Genomic DNA, 16457 nt, shown 5'->3' with positions numbered 1-16457 from the left:
GCGAAGCGGTGCTTCGCAAGACGTCCTGATTCGCCCCAGTCGAAGATCAGCAGTTCGTACGTCATCCGCGACGGCGGCGCGACGACGCCGCTTGCGGCGCGCCCAGGTTGTCGAGCACCTCGCGCAGCTCATCGGGCATCGGCGCGCTCAGCAGCAGCTTCGGGAACTCGCCGGACGCCGGCAGCGTCAGCAGATGCGAGTGCAGGAACATGCGCTTGAGGCCCTTGTCGCGCAGCGGCCGGTTGTCCTCGCGCTCGCCGTACTTGTCGTCACCGGCTACCGGATACCCGAGCGCCGCGGCGTGCACGCGGATCTGGTGCGTGCGCCCGGAGAAGATCTGGACCTCGCACAGTGTCGCGTCCTGGTAGCGCGCACGCGGCGAGAACCGCGATTTCGACGGCTTGCCGTCATCCTCGTCGACACGCACGCGGCGTTCGCCCCCGGCGATGGCATTGCGTACCAGCGCCGCATCCACGTCCCGGTCCTCGCCCTTCCAGCGTCCGACCAGCAGCGCGAAATAGCGCTTGTCCGCCTCGCCGTGCTTGAACGCGCGCTGCGCACGCAGCAGGGCGGGCCGCGACTTGGCCAGCAGCAGCACGCCGCTGGTGTCGCGGTCGAGCCGGTGGCACAGCTCGAGGAACTCGTGCCTGCCCCAGGCACGCGCGGATTCGATCACGCCGAACTTCACGCCGCTGCCGGCGTGCGCTGCCAGACCGGCCGGCTTGCTGATGGCCAGGTAGTGCTCGTCCTCGTGGACGATCGCCTCGCGCAGTTTGTTGAGCACGGCGTCCGGCGGACGAACGGCCTCGCCGCGTTCGGCGGCCCGCACCGGCGGTATGCGGACCTCCTCGCCCTTGACCAGCTTGCGTTCCGGCTTGGCGCGCCCGCCGTCGACCCGCACCTGGCCGGAGCGCAGCAGGCGGTAGATGTGCGACTTGGGGACGCCCGGAAGCTGACGAATCAGGAAGTTATCGATGCGCTGCCCGTCTTCCCGGGCGCCGACGGCGATCTTGCGGACTTGGGGACGATTCTGTGTCAAACTATGACGATCCGTCGGTACGGGTGGGAAAACTGATCCAAATCAGACCATTCCCGCCTCAACGCTAACGGAAATCGAGAAGGCGTCGAAGCGCCCGGCATTGTATCAGCCCGCCCGCCGCCGAAGAGTCCAGGACCGCATGCGCCGAGACGCGCCTGCCGTCGCAAGCTTATAGCCTCACCTCACCATCCGCGCGTTCGCGCCTTACCCGGGGATCGACCATGACTCGCCAGTCGGCTGAGATTCTGACGCACGACTCCGCTGCGCGCCGCCAGACAGACCAGGATCTCATTCATGAAACGCATCCTCATCAACGCCACGCAGCGCGAGGAGCTGCGCGTGGCGATCGTCGACGGGCAGAAGCTGATCGACCTTGATATCGAAACCGCCGCCCGCGAACAGAAAAAAGGAAACATCTACAAGGGACGCATCACCCGCGTCGAACCCTCGCTCGAAGCCTGCTTCATCGACTACGGCGGCGAGCGCCACGGCTTCCTGCCGGTCAAGGAGATCGCCCGCTCCTACTTCAAGGAGGGCAAGTCCGGCGGCAACCTGCGCGACCAGCTGCACGAAGGCCAGGATGTCATCGTCCAGGTCGAGAAGGAAGAGCGCGGCAACAAGGGCGCGGCGCTGACGACCTACGTCTCGCTGGCCGGGCGCTACCTCGTGGTGATGCCCAACAACCCCAAGGCCGGCGGCATCTCGCGCCGCGCCGAGGGCGACGAGCGCGAAGAAGCCAAGGAAGCGCTCGAGAAGCTGCAGTTGCCCGACGGCATGGGCGTGATCATCCGCTCCAACGGTGTCGGCCGCTCCGTCGAGGAGCTGCAGTGGGATGCCGACTACCTCAAGGACATCTGGAACGCGATCGAGAAGGCGGCCGCCGAGCGCAAGGGGCCGTTCCTGATCTACCAGGAAAACAACATCATCCTGCGCGCCCTGCGCGACTACCTGCGCCCGGACATCGGCGAGGTGATGATCGACAACGAGCACATCTACGAGCAGGCGCGCACGCATCTCGAACACGTGATGCCGCACCAGCTGCAGCGGCTCAAGTTCTACAAGGACGAGATGCCGCTGTTCTCGCGCTTCCAGATCGAATCGCAGATCGAACTGGCGCATGAGCGCACCATCCGCCTGCCGTCCGGCGGCTCGATCGTCATCGACAGCACCGAAGCGCTGACCGCGATCGACATCAACTCGGCCAAGGCCACGGGCGGCGGCAACATCGAGGACACCGCGCTCAACACCAACCTCGAGGCGGCCGACGAGATCGCGCGCCAGCTGCGCCTGCGCGACCTCGGCGGCCTGATCGTGATCGATTTCATCGACATGAACGCCTCGAAGAACCAGCGCGAGGTGGAGAAGCGGCTCGATGCCGCCGTGGAGATGGATCGCGCCCGCATCCAGCTCGGTCGCATCTCGCGCTTCGGCCTGCTCGAGCTCTCGCGTCAGCGCCTGCGCCCGACGCTCGCCGAGCACACCCAGATTCCCTGCCCGCGCTGCTCGGGCCGCGGCCAGATCCGCTCGGTCGAGAGTCTGTCGCTGTCGATCCTGCGGCTGATCGAGGAAGAGGCGATGAAGGACCGCACCGGGCGCGTGATCGCGCAGGTGCCGGTCGATGTCGGCACCTTCCTGCTCAACGAGAAGCGCCTGGCCGTGCGCGAGATCGAGGCGCGCTGCCGTGCGCACATCGCCGTCGTGCCGAACCCGACGATGCACACGCCGAACTACGAGATCCGGCGCGTCCGCGCCGATCACCTGCAGCAGGACGACAACGGCGCGATCAGCTACACGCTGGCACAGAATTTCGATGCCGCGGCCCACGAAGAGTTGGCGAAGCCGCCGGCCATCGTCCGGGCCGGCCCCGAGGCCGCGGTGAAGCAGATCCTGCCCTCGAGCCCGGCGCCCATCGTCATCCGCGAAGTGGCGGCACCGCTGACGGCGGTCGCTGCAACGGGCGAAGGCTTCTGGTCGCGGCTGATGCGCTGGCTCGGCTTCGGCGGCGCGTCCGACACTTCCGACACGCCGGACCGGCCGCGCAAGACCGAGCCGGCCCGCGCATCCAGGCCCGAGCCCCGTCGCGAAGACCGTCGCGGCGGATCGCGTGGCGACAAGCGGCGCGGACACGAGCGCCGCGGCAGGCAGGGGCAGCGAGACGCCAAGTCGTCCGACAAGCCCGCCGACAAGCGCCAGGAGCGTGGTGGACAGCAGAACAAGGCCGCTGCACCGGCAACCCCCGCCAAGCGAGACGAGCGTGCAGGCGCGGCGCGCGCCCCCGCACCGCGTCGCGAGGACGCACCGGAAACCGCCGTCGCCACGGCCGCGACAGCCGCTGCACCGGCTGTTGCCGCCGAGGGCGATGCCGCGGCCGGCACCACCCCGGGCAACCGCGAAGGTCGCGGCCGTCGCCGCCGCGGTGGCCGCGGTCGTGGCCGCCGTGAGCGCGAGGCAGGCGCGGCGGTTGCCGTAGCCGGCACTGGCGAAGCCACTGCCGACGGCACCACGCCCGCACCGCAGACGTCCGGTGACGAACCCCGTCGCGAGCAGCAGCAGGAGCTGGCGCTGACGGCCGCCGCAGGCGCGGCGGCGATCGCAGCGGAGGCGCCGTCGCACATCGACGAGCCCGGCGAAACCTCGCCGGCCGTTGACGCGCCGCCGACCGATGCCGGCGATGCCGCCGTGGCAACGGCCGATGCGCAGGTCGAGGTGACACCGGCCGCCGCACCGGCTGCCGCCGAGCCGGGCGCCGACGAAGTCGTGCAGCCGAAGATGGAAACCCCGGCCGTGACCGAAGCGGCGGCGCAGCCCGTGCCTGAAGCCGAATCCGCGCTCGACGCCGATGCCGAGCCGACCATGGTCGCTACCATCGACACCGCGTCGGCACCGGCGCCCGTCGGCGATACCGGCGAAGCCGCCGCCCAGCCGCTCGAGCCCGTCCCCCCGCCTGCCGACGCGGCGACGAGCGCGGAGCCCGAGCTGCCGGCCGAAGAAGAGACCGAGGTTGCAGCCGAGCCGACGCCGGCCGAACCCCGGACCGCGAGCGAGCCGGCACCCGTCGTCGACACCCCGTTCCGGGCGACGGCCCCGGCGGCGGATTACCTCAAGTACTTCGAACAGGCGGCCGGCAGATCGCCGGAACCGTCGACGAACGACGGCGACAAGACCGGCTGAGGTCGATGCGCAGCTTCCGGCAGCCGATGGCCGGAGGCTGCGCGCCGTCAGATTCTCGCGTCGCGCTGCGCGAGCAGCGCGGCCACCGCGCGCAGATCGTCCGCGGTATCGACACCGCGCGGCGGCGGCACGTCGATCACGCCGACCTTGATCCGGTAGCCGTGGGTGAGCGCCCGCAACTGCTCCAGCGCCTCGCAGGTTTCCAGCGGCGCCGGCGGCAGTGAGCTGAACTCGGCGAGCGCGGCAACGCGATAGGCGTAGAGCCCGATGTGGCGATAGGCCAGCCCCGCGGGCATCGCTGGTGCCTGGTCGCGCGGCCACGGAATCGGCGCGCGCGAGAAGTACAGCGCGTAGCCGCGGCGGTCCAGCACGACCTTCACCACGTTCGGGTTCTGCCACTCATCCTGCGCGTGCAGCGGGTGGCACAGCGTGGCGATATGCGCCTCGCGATCGTCCGCGAGCAATGCCGCCGCCTGGCGCAGCAGGGCCGGCGGCATCAGCGGCTCGTCGCCCTGGAGATTGACGACGACGGTGTCCGCCGGCCAGTCACGGCTGCGGGCGATCTCGTTGCTGCGGTCGGTCCCCGACTGGTGACCGGCTGACGTGAGTTGCACGTCCGCCCCGAACGCCGAGCACGCGGTCACCACTTCCTCGCTGTCGGTGGCGACCACGATCTCCCCGGCACCGGCGCGACGCGCCGCCTCCCAGACGTGGCGGATCACCGGCTTGCCGGCCACCTCGAGCAGCACCTTGCGCGGCAGACGGGTCGAGCCGAGCCGCGCGGGAATGACAATCTTGAAGGCGATCCCGCTCATCGACCGAGCTCTTCGTCGGTCAGCGTCCGCGCCTCCTCCTCGAGCATCACCGGAATGTCGTCGCGCACGGGATACGCCAGGCGCGAGGCCCGGCACCAGAGTTCGCTGCGCTCGGGGTGCCACTCCAGCGGCGCCTTGGTCACGGGGCATACCAGAATGTCCAGCAGGCGCTTGTCGATCATCGCATTGTCCTCAGCAGGGCCACGGATTCTTGCACGCGGTCGGCATCCGCGGCATCGAACGCGGCGCTCACCGGCAGCGTCCACCAGTGCGCCTGCGCGAACGGCCGGCACTTGACGGCGTCCTTCTCGGTCATCAGCACCGGCAGGGCATCGCCGAAGTGCAGATCCTGCGGGCGGTAGCGATGGTGATCGGCGAAGGCATGCTCGATCACCTCGATGCCCGCGGCCCGCAGCGTCGCGAAAAAGCGCGGCGGATGGCCGATGCCGGCCACTGCGTGCACGCGCCGGCCGGCAAAGGCGACCAGGTCGCTGCGCTCCTCGCCCGCGAGCTTGCGCAACAAATCGGCCTGCAGGCGCATCCTCAGCAGCGGCAGCCCCGGCTCGCTCCAGCCATCGCCGTTGACGACGACCAGATCCAGCTCGCGAAGACGCGCGGGCGGCTCACGCAGCGGTCCCGCCGGCAGCAGTGCGCCATTGCCGAGACCACGAGCGCCGTCGACGACGCCGATCTCGAGATCGCGCGCCAGACGATAGTGCTGCAGGCCATCGTCGCTGACGATGATGTCGACATTGCCATGCGCGAGCAGCGTCCGGCACGCGGCCACCCGATCGGGGGCGATCACCACCGGCGCCCCGGTGCGCTGCGCGACGAGAACCGGCTCGTCGCCGCACTCGGCGGGATCGCTCTCAGGCAACACCTCGCAGGGCAGGCGTGGCGGCCGGGCCCCGTAGCCGCGGCTGACGACGCCCGGTCGCCAGCCCCAGGCCCGCAACTGCTCCACCAGCCAGATCACCAGCGGCGTCTTGCCGGTGCCGCCGACGGCGATGTTGCCGACGACGATCACCGGTGCGTCGACGTGTTGTGCCCGCGCCTGCAAGCGTCGTCGCCGGGCCGATGCCAGGCTGCCATACAGCGTCGCCAGCGGCCGCAGCACCGCCGGCGCGGGCCCGTCGGTGTACCAGCTCGCCTGCAGGCGCGATGCCTTCACGCGCCGGACTCGGCCTCGAACTGCAGGCGATGCAGGGCGGCATAGAGCCCCTTGCGGGCCAGCAGGCTCTCGTGCGTGCCGGTCTCGATGATCTGGCCGTCCTGCATGGCCACGATCAGATCCGCGTTCTGGATGGTCGAGAGGCGGTGCGCAATCGTCAGCGTCGTGCGGCCGCCCACCAGCGCTTCCAGGGCCGCCTGGATCAGGCGTTCCGACTCGGTGTCGAGCGCCGAGGTCGCCTCGTCCAGAATCAGGATCGGCGCGTCCTTGAGCAGCGCGCGGGCGATGGCCAGCCGCTGGCGCTGGCCACCCGACAGCGTCGCCCCGTTCTGCCCCAGCGGCGTCTGCAGTCCCTGCGGCAGCTTCTCGATGAACTCCCAGGCGTGCGCCCGCTTTGCGGCGTCGATGATCTGCGCCTCGTCGGGCTTCGGGTCGAGCCCGTAGGCGATGTTCTCGGCCACGGTTGCGCTGAACAGGCGCACCTGCTGGTCGACCAGGGCGATCTGCCGGCGCAGGTCGTGCAAGCGGTATTCGCGCAGGTCCACGCCGTCGAGGCGGATCGTGCCGGACGAGACGTCGTAGAAGCGCGGCAGCAACGACAGCAGCGTGCTCTTGCCACTGCCGGACTTGCCGACGAAGGCCACCGACTGCCCCGGCTCGATGCGCAGATCGATGTCGTGCAGGGCATCGGCGAGTTCGGCCCGGTAGCGGAAGCGGACACCCTCGAAGCTCAGCGCGCCGCGCGCGCGCGGCAGCGGGATGGTGCCGTCCGTTGGCTCGGCCTGCTCGTCGAGCGTCGCGAAGATCTCGGCCGCCGCGGCGATGCCGCGCTGCAGGCGTTCGTTGACCGTACCCATGTTCTTCATCGGCTGGGTCAGCGACATCATCGCCAGCATGAACGCCGCGAAGGTTCCGGCGGTCATGTCCTCGATCATGCCGGGATGGGTGGCGAAGAAGACGATCGCCGCGACGGCCCACGCGGCGATGAACTGGATCAGCGCGGCGCTACCGGCGCGCGTCGCCACGATCTTCATCGACAGCTGGCGGTTGCGCTCGTTGACGGATTCGAAATGCCGCGATTCGAAGTCCTGGCCGTTGTAGACCTTGATCACCCGCTGTCCGTTGACCGCCTCGTCGACGGCTTCGGTCACGTCGCTGACGCTGTCCTGGATGCGCGTGCTGATCTTGCGGAAGCGGACGCTGACGTAGCGGATGATCAACGCGATGAACGGCACGACGACGAAGGCGAACAGCGTCAGCCTCCAGTTCAGCCAGGCCATCAGCCCGATGTAGAACACGATCGTCAGCGTGTCCTTGAGCACGCCGGTGAGCACTGTGCTGGCCGCGTCGGCGAGCTGCTCCACGTGATAGGTCAGCCGCGCGATCAGCGCGCTGCCGCTGACGCTGTCGTAGAAGCGCGCCGGCAGTCGCAGGAGCTTGTCGAAGAGCTGACCGCGCACGTCCTTGACGACACGTCGCGCCACCCAGGACATGCCGTAGGTCGCGGCGAACGAGCTGACACCGCGCAGCAGGAACAGGCCGACGATCAGCAGCGGCATCGTGCGGATGTAGGTCGGATTCTGCTCGACGAAGGCCTTGTCGAGCAGTGGCTTGACCAGCGCCGCGAAGCCGGCGTCGACGGCGGCAAATCCCGCCGTCGCCAGGGATGCCAGCAGCATCACGCGCCAGTGCGGCAGCGAATAGCCGAGCAGACGGCGATAGGTAGGCCAGGGTTTGCGGATGGCTTCGGCGGCGGTGGACATGCTAGCCCGCAGTTCTCGCAGGGGGATCGAGCGATGGCCGTGTGCCTAGGATGCCAGCGGCGCCGGGATGGAGCGAAACCGATGGTAATTCCATCGGTTGAGTGAAGCCCAAGGCGCTGGCACCGCAGGCAGGCCAGCGCCGATCAGCCTTCGATCCTTGCGACGGTCTATATCGAGAATACGTCATGAAGCTCTCAGTAAGTTCCAGTACTGGCCCGGGGATCGAAGGCGACCCTGTGGGAAGTGCGGGCTAGATCGGTGACGGTTCAGCGTATGCTACCAACTCGCCCGCACTCCCCCCGACAGCCGTCATGTCCAAGACCCTGTTCGAGAAGATCATCGACCGCGAGATTCCCGGCGAGATCGTCCACGAGGACACACACTGCGTCGCCTTCCGCGACATCAACCCCGGCGCACCGATGCATATCCTGCTGGTGCCACGCAAGCCGATGCCGCGCCTGTGCGACGCTACTGCCGAAGACCAGGCCTTGCTCGGTCACCTGATGCTGACCGCCTCGAAAATCGCTGCGGACCAGGGCCACGGCGAAGCCTTCCGCCTCGTGGTCAACAACGGCGCCGCCGCCGGGCAGTCCGTATTCCATCTGCACCTGCACATCCTCGGCGGCCGCCCCCTCAAATGGCCCCCGGGGTGAGCCGGGGCTGTCGTGAAGCGAAGCTTCACGCCGGCGAACGCCCGGCCATGGATGGCCGGGCCGGGCCATCCCGCAGGGGCACAGTTGCGCCACGGACGGCTTGGACACCCGTAGCAAATGCGCGGAAGCCCGGTGGGCTCTCGCGCGGCGCGCTTACGGGCGGCCAGGAATGGCCCGAGTCACCGACGAGCGCCAACACGTCCCCCTCCCCCCTGAGCCGCGTGCTCCCAGGGTTCACACCGGATTCAGCCCCCTGTTCTATCCTGCATCTGTTCGAGTCCACGAATGGGCTCGGCACTCATGTTCAATCCAGGGGAAAACCATGACCAGAATCTCTTCCATGCTCGCCGCAGCCGCGTTCGCTGCAGGCCTGCCCGCACTGGCGCTGGCACAGGCCGAGGCAGGTGCCAAGGCCGATGCGTCGGTCGGCGTCTCCGTCGATGCCCAGGGCGCCACGAATGCGGCGGCAGCGCTCGGCGAGAAGGCCAAGGCGGCTGGCCAGGCGAGCGTTGACGGTGCGGGCAAGCTCGGCAGCGGCATGAAGGCGAAGGCGGAAGGCGGCCTCGAAGCCGGCGCCGACATGGCCGGCAAGGCCAAGGACGCCACGGCGTCCGCTGCCGCCAAGGGCAAGGCGAAGGCCGAAGCGGGTGTCGAGGCCGGCGCCGACATGGCCGGAAAAGCCAAGGACGCGACGATGGAAGGCGCAGCCACCGCCGGCAGCAACACGGCCGCCGGTCTCGGCGCAGCCAAGGACGCCACCGTCAGCGGCGGCAAGAAGGTCGGCGGCGCGCTCAAGTCCGGCGTGACGACCGGCCTCGGCGCCGTGGGCGGCGCGCTCGGCACGGCGGGCAGCGCCAGCGCCAATGTCGAGGTGGACGCGCAGGCCGACGTCGGCGCCGAATAAGCGCGACCGGAAGGCGGTTGTGGAGGCCCCGCACGGCAACCGTGCGGGGCTTCGTCAGTTCTGGCGGGACGCGCCGGCTTCGAACCGTTGGCGCAGCTCCTCCACGCGGGCACGGTTGACGCCGAAGTCGCGGTAGCCGAAGCGCGAGATCGAACGCACCTGGATCTGCCCGTCCGGTTCGATCAGGAGTTCCAGGTCGTCGCGAAAACGCATCTTCGGCGTCGTGAACAGCACGTGCAGGTACTCGGCGCGTTCCTCCTCGATGCGACCGCCGGGCATCGCGCGGATCGCCTCGACGAGCCGTTCGTGCGCCTGCAGCAGGTCACCCTCGTAGCGCAGCGGCTCGATGCGATGCACCTCGTCCTCGGCCACCGACGACACACAGCTCGGTCGCGCCGGGCAGTCGGCAAACACGCCCGTCTGCGCATAGAGATGGCCCGGCGTGCGGAACGTCGCGTACAGCGCGATCGCGAGGCTGGCGAGCACGACGAACAGCAGTAGACGGCCCAGGAACTTCATGGCCTGCGCTCCCCCTTGCTGACGGGTTTGCCGTCGACGATCAGTGACGGATCGAGCCGCGTATCGAACCAGTTGGCGCGCCAGCACAGGTGCGGGCCGGTCGCGCGACCGGTGGCGCCGACCAGGCCGATCGTCTGACCGCCTTCGACGCGCTGGCCCGGCTTCACGTTGAGCCGCGAGAGGTGCAGATAGGTCGTCGACACGCCCTGCCCGTGGTCGAGAATGATGGTGCCGCCGGTGTAGTAGAGATCGTCGCGCGCGAGGCTGACGACACCACCGGCCGGGGCCTTGATCGCCGTGCCCTTGGGCGCAGCGAGGTCGATGCCGAAGTGCGGCTGCCTGGGCTCGCCATTGAGAATCCGGCGGCTGCCGAAGACACCACTGACCGTCGCCGACAGCGGCCAGTCGAAGCCGCCCGCGAAATCGGCGTGTGCCGAGTCCCGTGCCCGCGCGGCCGCAACGCGCTGGTTGTCGAGCGCGATCTGCTTGAGTGCTGCCTCGGGCGGCGTCACCATCTTCTGCGGCAAGCCGGAAATGCGCTGCTCGTCGTACTCGCGCCGCTCAACGGCGTACTCGTGGCGCTGCTCGCTGCCGTCGGGAAGGCGCACGCGCAATTCCGCGGCAGGTCCTTCCTCATACGCCAGGCCGAAAGCAAAGTCGCCGGCCGGCGATACGCGCAGCGGCTTGCCGTTGAACCATACCTGTGCCCCCGGTTCGGTCTGGCCGCGGATCAGGCCGCCCTGCATCCAGCGGCCGTGCAGGTCCGGCGCAGCGGCGAGACCGGACGCCGACACGCCGGCCAGCAGCAAGGCGCAGAGAACGTGTCGCATCATGGCTCGACTCCAAGTCGCGACAGGATGAAGGCCTGGCTCTGCGCGGTCTCGCGCAGCTGCTGATAGCGCCCCGACTTGCCGCCATGGCCGGCGCTCATCTCGACGCGGAACAACACCGGTGTCTGCGGCGAGGTGTCGGCGTCGCGCAGGCGCGCGACCCACTTGGCCGGCTCGAAGTACTGCACCTGGGAGTCCCACAGACCGGTGGTCACGTACATCGCCGGGTAGTCCCGGTAGTGCACGTTGTCGTAAGGGGAGTACGAAAGCATGTACTCGTAGTACGGCTTCCGCTTGGGGTTGCCCCACTCGTCGAACTCGTTGGTCGTCAGGGGGATGCTCTCGTCGAGCATCGTCGTGACCACGTCGACGAAGGGCACGTGGGCCAGAATGCCGCGGTACTTCTCAGGCGCCATGTTGGTGATCGCGCCCATCAGCAGGCCGCCGGCGCTGCGCCCCTCGGCGAACACCTTGCCCTTCGCAGCCACGTTCTCGGCGACGAGAAAGTCGGTCACGTCGATGAAGTCGGTGAACGTGTTGCGCTTGTTCAGCAGCTTGCCATCCTCGTACCACGCCCGCCCGAGTTCCTGCCCGCCGCGGATGTGCGCGATGGCCCAGACGAAGCCGCGATCGAGCAGCGGCAGGCGCTCGGCATCGAACTCGGGGTCCATCGAGTAGCCGTAGGACCCGTAGGCGTACTGCAGCAGCGGCGCGCTGCCGTCGAGCTTGGTGTCACGGCGATAGACCAGCGAGACCGGCACGCGCGCGCCATCGCGCGCGATGGCGTGGCGGTACTCGGTGACGTAGTTCGCGGCATCGAAGCCACCGGGCACCGGCTGCACGCGGCGCACGAAGCGCTCGCCGGTGACCGGATCGAGATCGATGGTCGTCGCCGGCGTCGCCATCGATTCGTACACATAGCGCAGCGTCGCGCTGTCGAGGTCGGGCGTCGTGCGCAGGGACATCGTGTAGGCGGCTTCCTGCGCCTCCACCAGCGACGACGGGCGGCCGTTGAGCGGCACGATGCGCAGCTTCGCCAGGCCGCCGCTGCGTTCGCCGACGGCAACATGTGTGCGCAGCACGTCGAAGCGTTCGATGAAGGCATCATCGCGATGCGCCAGCAGGGTGCGCCAGTGGCGGCGATCGGCGCTGCGGGTGACCGGTACGCGCACCAGCCGGAAGTTCGGCGCGCGATCGTTGGTGCGCAGGATGAAGTCGCCTTCGCCGGACTCGCCACCCGACGGCGGCAGGTGCTCGGCGCCGTACTCGTGCCGGCCGCCGCGCGGCACGATGGGCGTGAAGCGCAGCGGCCAGGCCGCGGCGTCGGCATACAACTGCTCGCTCTGCTCGGTGCTCTCGCAGTAGATGTAGACGTAACGCCCCGACTTGGAGCGGTCGACCCCGATGTAGAAGCTGTTGTCACGCTCGGTGTACACCACCTCGTCGCGTTCCGCGGATTCGCCGCGGCGGTGCGCGCGCACGCGGTAGCCGAGCAGTGTCTGCGGGTCGAGTTCGGTGTACAGCACCGTGCGGTTGTCGTCGAGCCAGGCCAGGTCGCCCTGGATCAACGTCACTTCGTCGCCGGTCAGCTCACCGGTCCGCAGATCCTTGATTCGAAGCACGTACTGGCGACGCCCCACCGTGTCCTCGGCCCACGCCAGCCAGCGGCTGTCGGGGCTGACGACGTAGTAGCCGATGCGGAAGTAACCGTGACCCTCGGCCAGCAGGTTGCCGTCGAGCAGGATCTCCTCGGGCGCGTCCATCGTGCCCTTGCGGCGCGCGTGGATCGGGTGCTCCCGGCCCTTCTCGTAGCGGCTGTAGTACCAGTAGCCCCGCTCGAACACCGGCGCGCTCCGGTCATCCTCGGCGACATGGCTGCGCAGCTCGGCGAACAGGCGTTCCTCGAGTGCGCGCCGGGGCGCCATCACCGCTTCGACGTACCGGTTCTCGGCGCGCAGATGTGCGAGCACGCGCCGGTCGCTGCGCGTGTCGTCGCGCATCCAGTAGTACGGATCGATGCGCGTGCCCTGCGGCGACTCGACCCGGTATGCACGCTGCTCGGCCATCGGTGGCTGCGGCAGTGCCGCGCAGCCCGCGAGCAGCCATACCGCAAGCACGACGATCGCTTCACGCATGCAGATGCTCCACGACCGCATCGAGCTTCACGGTCTGCTGTTGTTCCTGCCCGCGGAAACGCAGCGTGACCGTGCGCTCCTCGGCCTCCTTGCGTCCGACGACGGCAATGACCGGAATCTTGTGCGTCGCGTGCTCGCGGATCTTGTAGTTGATCTTCTCGTTGCGCAGGTCGGTCTCGGCGCGCACGCCGGCACGCTTCAGGCGCTCGCAGACCTCGGTGGCGTAGTCGTCGGCGTCGGAGACGATCGGCGCGACGACGACCTGCAGCGGCGCCAACCAGAACGGGAAGGCGCCGGCGTGGTTCTCGATCAGGATGCCGATGAAGCGTTCGAAGCTGCCGAGCACCGCACGGTGCAGCATCACCGGGCGCTTGCGCGAACCGTCCTCGGCAACGTACTCGGCATCGAGCCGCTCGGGCAGCATGAAATCCACCTGCAGCGTGCCGCATTGCCAGTCGCGCCCGATGGCATCGCGCAGCACGAACTCGAGCTTGGGACCGTAGAACGCGCCCTCGCCCGGATTCATCGTATACGGCAGCCCGGCCTCCTCGACCGCCTTGCGCAACGCACCCTCGGCACGATCCCAGATCGCATCGTCGCCGGCGCGGTTGTCCGGGCGGTCGGAGAACTTGACGCTGACCTCCTCGAAGCCGAGATCCTTGTACATGCGCTTGAGCAGGTCGCAGAACGCGACCGTCTCCGCCGAGATCTGCTCCTCAGTGCAGAAGATGTGCGCGTCGTCCTGCACGAAGCCGCGCACACGCATCAGCCCGTGCAGCGCGCCGGACGGCTCGTAGCGGTGACAGGCGCCGAACTCGGCCATGCGCAGCGGCAGTTCGCGGTACGAACGGATGCCCTGACGGAAGATCTGCACGTGGCACGGACAGTTCATCGGCTTGACCGCCAGCACGGCCTTGCGCTGCTGGCCGTCCTGCTCGCCTTCGTCGACCTCGGCGATGAACATGTTCTTGCGGTAGTTCTCCCAGTGGCCCGAGGCCTCCCAGAGCTTGCGGTCGACCAGCAACGGCGTCTTCACCTCGTCGTAGCCGGCGTCCTCGAGCTGGCGCCGCACATAGTTTTCCAGCGTGCGGTACAGGGTCCAGCCCTTCGGATGCCAGAACACCTGGCCCACCGCCTCGTCCTGGATATGGAACAGGTCGAGCGCGCGGCCGAGCTTGCGGTGGTCGCGCTTCTCGGCCTCCTCGACCATCTTCAGGTAGGCCTTGAGTTCGTCCTCGGTGGCGAAGGCCACGCCGTAGATGCGCTGCAACTGGGCGTTGTTCGCATCGCCGCGCCAGTAGGCCCCGGACACCTTGGTCAGCTTGAACGCGGTGCCGAGCTTGCCGGTCGACGGCAGGTGCGGCCCCAGGCACATGTCGAGCCAGTTCTCGCCCTGCCTGTAGATCGACAGCTCCTCGTCCGGCGCCAGGCCGTCGCGGATCCACTCCGCCTTGAACCTCTCGCCGGCCTGCTCGAAATGCTTGACCGCGACTTCATGCGGCCACACCTCGCGGGTGATCGGCAGGTCGCGCTTCACGATCTCGCGCATCTTCTGCTCGATCTTTTCGAGGTCGGCTTCGGTGAACGGCAATTCGCGCGCAAAGTCGTAGTAGAAGCCCACCTCGGTCGCCGGGCCGAAAGTGATCTGCGTCCCGGGAAACAGCTCCTGCACCGCCTGCGCCAGCACGTGCGCCGCGTCGTGGCGGATGACCTCCAGCGCCTGCGGCTTGTCGCGGGTGACGATGCTGACCGTCGCGTCGCGGTCGATCGGACGCGTCAGATCCCACAGCTCGCCGTTGACTTCGATGACCGCGGCCTTCTTGGCCAGGCCGGGCGAAATGCCCTGCGCGATCGCAAGGCCGGTGACGGGTTCGTCGAACGACTTCTTGTTGCCGTCCGGGAAGGTGATTTCAATCGACATGTTCTGATTTCACTGCTGTCCGGTTTCAGGTTTTGCTGCGTGCGAAGCTGACGGCGGCCTTCAGCCGCGCGAGCGTTCGTTCGCGCCCGAGCAGGAACAGCGTCTGGTCGATCGGCGGCGACACCGCCATACCGCAGCAGGCGACGCGAATCGGCTGCGCGACCTTGCCCAGGCCCAGCCCGCGTGTCTCGGCAAAGCCGTTGACCGCTGCGTGCAGCGCCGGAACGTCCCAGTCGGGCAACGCGGCGAGCGCGTGGTCGAGCGCTTCGAGCAGCGTCGCCGACTCCGCGGTCAGGTGCTTGGCCGCGTCCTTCTCGTTGTAGCCGTCGAGATCGGCGAAGAAGAACTTCGATTTCTCCGCCATCTCCAGCAGCGTGCGGCAGCGCTCGCGCTGCTGTTCGATCACAGCCTTCAGATCGGGACCGTTTGCCGGATCCAGGTTCAGGCGCCGCAGGTGCCAGTCGAACTCCCCGGCAATCAACCCCAGGTCGGCGGTCTTGAGGTACTGGTGGTTGACCCAGTACGCCTTTTCCATGTCGAAGCGCGACGGGCTCGCCGACACGTGGTCGAAGTCGAACTTGGCGATCATCTCCTCGTGCGTGAACAGCTCCTGGTCGCCGTGCGACCAGCCGAGACGCACCAGGTAGTTGAGCATCGCCTCGGGCATGAAGCCCATCGCGCGGTACTCCATGACGCCGAGCGCGCCGTGACGCTTCGACAGCTTGGCGCCGTCGCTTCCGAGGATCATCGACACGTGGGCATAGGCCGGCGGCGTCGCACCGAGTGCCTGCAGGATGTTGATCTGGCGCGGCGTGTTGTTGACGTGATCGTCGCCGCGGATGACGTGGGTGATGCCCATGTCCCAGTCGTCGACGACGACGCAGAAGTTGTAGGTGGGCGTGCCGTCGGCGCGGGCGATGATCAGGTCGTCGAGTTCGCGGTTGTCGAAGACGATCTCGCCCTTGACCAGATCCCTGACGACCACCTGGCCGTCGGCCGGATTGCGGAAGCGCACCACCGGCTGCACGCCGGCCGGCGGCGTCGGCAGGGTCTTGCCGGGCTCGGGGCGCCAGCGGCCGTCGTAGCGCGGCTTTTCCTTGCGTGCCATCTGCTCGGCGCGCAACTGCTCGAGCTCTTCCTTGCTCGCATAGCAGTGGTAGGCGGTACCGGCAGCCAGCATCTGCTGCACGACCTCCTTGTACCGGTCGAAGCGCCGGGTCTGGTAGATCTCGTCGAAATCGGACTTCAGCCCGAGCCAGGCCATGCCCTCGAAGATCGCGTCGACCGCCTCCTGGGTCGAGCGCTCGCGGTCCGTGTCCTCGATGCGCAGCAGGAATTTGCCGCCAAAGCGCTTGGCGTACAGGTACGAGAACAGCGCCGTACGGGCGCCGCCGATGTGCAGGAAGCCGGTCGGGCTGGGGGCGAAGCGGGTGACAACGGTCATGGTCAAGGCGGCACGTGAACGGCGCGCACCGACGGGCGCGCATGAAAGTCCGCCATTCTAGACGATGCCCCCTAAACTATGCCCCTGAGTTC

The 16457-nt window shown here is 68.4% G+C and carries 13 protein-coding genes; 3 read left to right on the top strand and 10 right to left on the bottom strand.

From position 1 onward, the window contains the following. Nucleotides 1–61: 61 nt before the first annotated feature. A complete protein-coding gene (locus C8D93_RS14560; protein ID WP_110265939.1) occupies nt 62–1039 on the bottom strand; it encodes an RluA family pseudouridine synthase in 978 nt (325 codons plus the stop codon). 294 nt (nt 1040–1333) lie between these two features. Here C8D93_RS14560 and C8D93_RS21245 point away from each other — a divergent pair, with 294 nt between their 5' ends. Beyond that, a complete protein-coding gene (locus C8D93_RS21245) occupies nt 1334–4210 on the top strand; it encodes an Rne/Rng family ribonuclease (RefSeq protein WP_110265938.1) in 2877 nt (958 codons plus the stop codon). A gap of 47 nt (nt 4211–4257) precedes the next feature. Here the strand turns inward: C8D93_RS21245 and kdsB are convergent, their stop codons facing one another. From kdsB to msbA, 4 genes are read right to left on the bottom strand one after another with little or no spacing between them, the layout of a single operon-like run. Next, nucleotides 4258–5025 carry a 3-deoxy-manno-octulosonate cytidylyltransferase gene (gene kdsB, locus C8D93_RS14550; protein ID WP_110265937.1) on the bottom strand — a complete coding sequence of 256 codons (768 nt, stop codon included), beginning with the start codon at nt 5023–5025 and terminating at the stop codon, nt 4258–4260. Beyond that, nucleotides 5022–5207, bottom strand: coding sequence for a Trm112 family protein (locus C8D93_RS14545; protein ID WP_366515934.1), 186 nt, complete (start codon nt 5205–5207; stop codon nt 5022–5024). The genes kdsB and C8D93_RS14545 overlap by 4 nt, the downstream gene beginning before the upstream one ends. Beyond that, nucleotides 5204–6196 (bottom strand): tetraacyldisaccharide 4'-kinase, encoded by a 993-nt coding sequence (lpxK, locus tag C8D93_RS20980; protein ID WP_245903914.1) that lies wholly within the window; start codon nt 6194–6196, stop codon nt 5204–5206. The genes C8D93_RS14545 and lpxK overlap by 4 nt, the downstream gene beginning before the upstream one ends. Further along, on the bottom strand, nt 6193–7959 hold the full coding sequence (msbA, locus tag C8D93_RS14535; RefSeq protein WP_110265936.1) for a lipid A export permease/ATP-binding protein MsbA: 1767 nt from the start codon (nt 7957–7959) through the stop codon (nt 6193–6195). Before msbA ends, lpxK begins: the two co-directional genes overlap by 4 nt. Before the next feature lie 311 nt (nt 7960–8270). Between msbA and C8D93_RS14530 the strand changes: the two genes are divergently transcribed. Further along, nucleotides 8271–8612, top strand: coding sequence for a histidine triad nucleotide-binding protein (locus C8D93_RS14530; RefSeq protein WP_110265935.1), 342 nt, complete (start codon nt 8271–8273; stop codon nt 8610–8612). A 322-nt stretch (nt 8613–8934) separates the two neighbouring features. After that, on the top strand, nt 8935–9516 hold the full coding sequence (locus C8D93_RS14525) for a hypothetical protein (protein ID WP_146216622.1): 582 nt from the start codon (nt 8935–8937) through the stop codon (nt 9514–9516). 54 nt (nt 9517–9570) lie between these two features. Here the strand turns inward: C8D93_RS14525 and C8D93_RS14520 are convergent, their stop codons facing one another. Genes C8D93_RS14520 through gltX form a run of 5 tightly spaced genes read right to left on the bottom strand, consistent with a single transcriptional unit; the run spans nt 9571 to nt 16365 of the window. Further along, nucleotides 9571–10035: a DUF1499 domain-containing protein gene (locus tag C8D93_RS14520; protein WP_110265933.1), complete on the bottom strand. Its 465-nt coding sequence runs from the start codon at nt 10033–10035 to the stop codon at nt 9571–9573. Further along, nucleotides 10032–10868, bottom strand: coding sequence for a M23 family metallopeptidase (locus tag C8D93_RS14515; protein ID WP_245903913.1), 837 nt, complete (start codon nt 10866–10868; stop codon nt 10032–10034). The genes C8D93_RS14520 and C8D93_RS14515 overlap by 4 nt, the downstream gene beginning before the upstream one ends. Beyond that, entirely contained in the window at nt 10865–13000 is a 2136-nt protein-coding gene (locus C8D93_RS14510; protein ID WP_110265932.1) for a S9 family peptidase, read from the bottom strand. The genes C8D93_RS14515 and C8D93_RS14510 overlap by 4 nt, the downstream gene beginning before the upstream one ends. Beyond that, on the bottom strand, nt 12993–14921 hold the full coding sequence (gene thrS, locus C8D93_RS14505) for a threonine--tRNA ligase (protein ID WP_110265931.1): 1929 nt from the start codon (nt 14919–14921) through the stop codon (nt 12993–12995). The genes C8D93_RS14510 and thrS overlap by 8 nt, the downstream gene beginning before the upstream one ends. Nucleotides 14922–14946: 25 nt before the next feature. Next, a complete protein-coding gene (gene gltX / locus C8D93_RS14500; protein WP_110265930.1) occupies nt 14947–16365 on the bottom strand; it encodes a glutamate--tRNA ligase in 1419 nt (472 codons plus the stop codon). Between the last annotated feature and the right edge of the window lie 92 nt (nt 16366–16457).

This window comes from Sinimarinibacterium flocculans, assembly GCF_003201205.1.
Taxonomy (GTDB): domain Bacteria; phylum Pseudomonadota; class Gammaproteobacteria; order Nevskiales; family Nevskiaceae; genus Solimonas; species Solimonas flocculans.
Note: the sequence above shows the minus strand (reverse complement) of the source record. Positions and strands in the feature narration are given on the sequence as shown.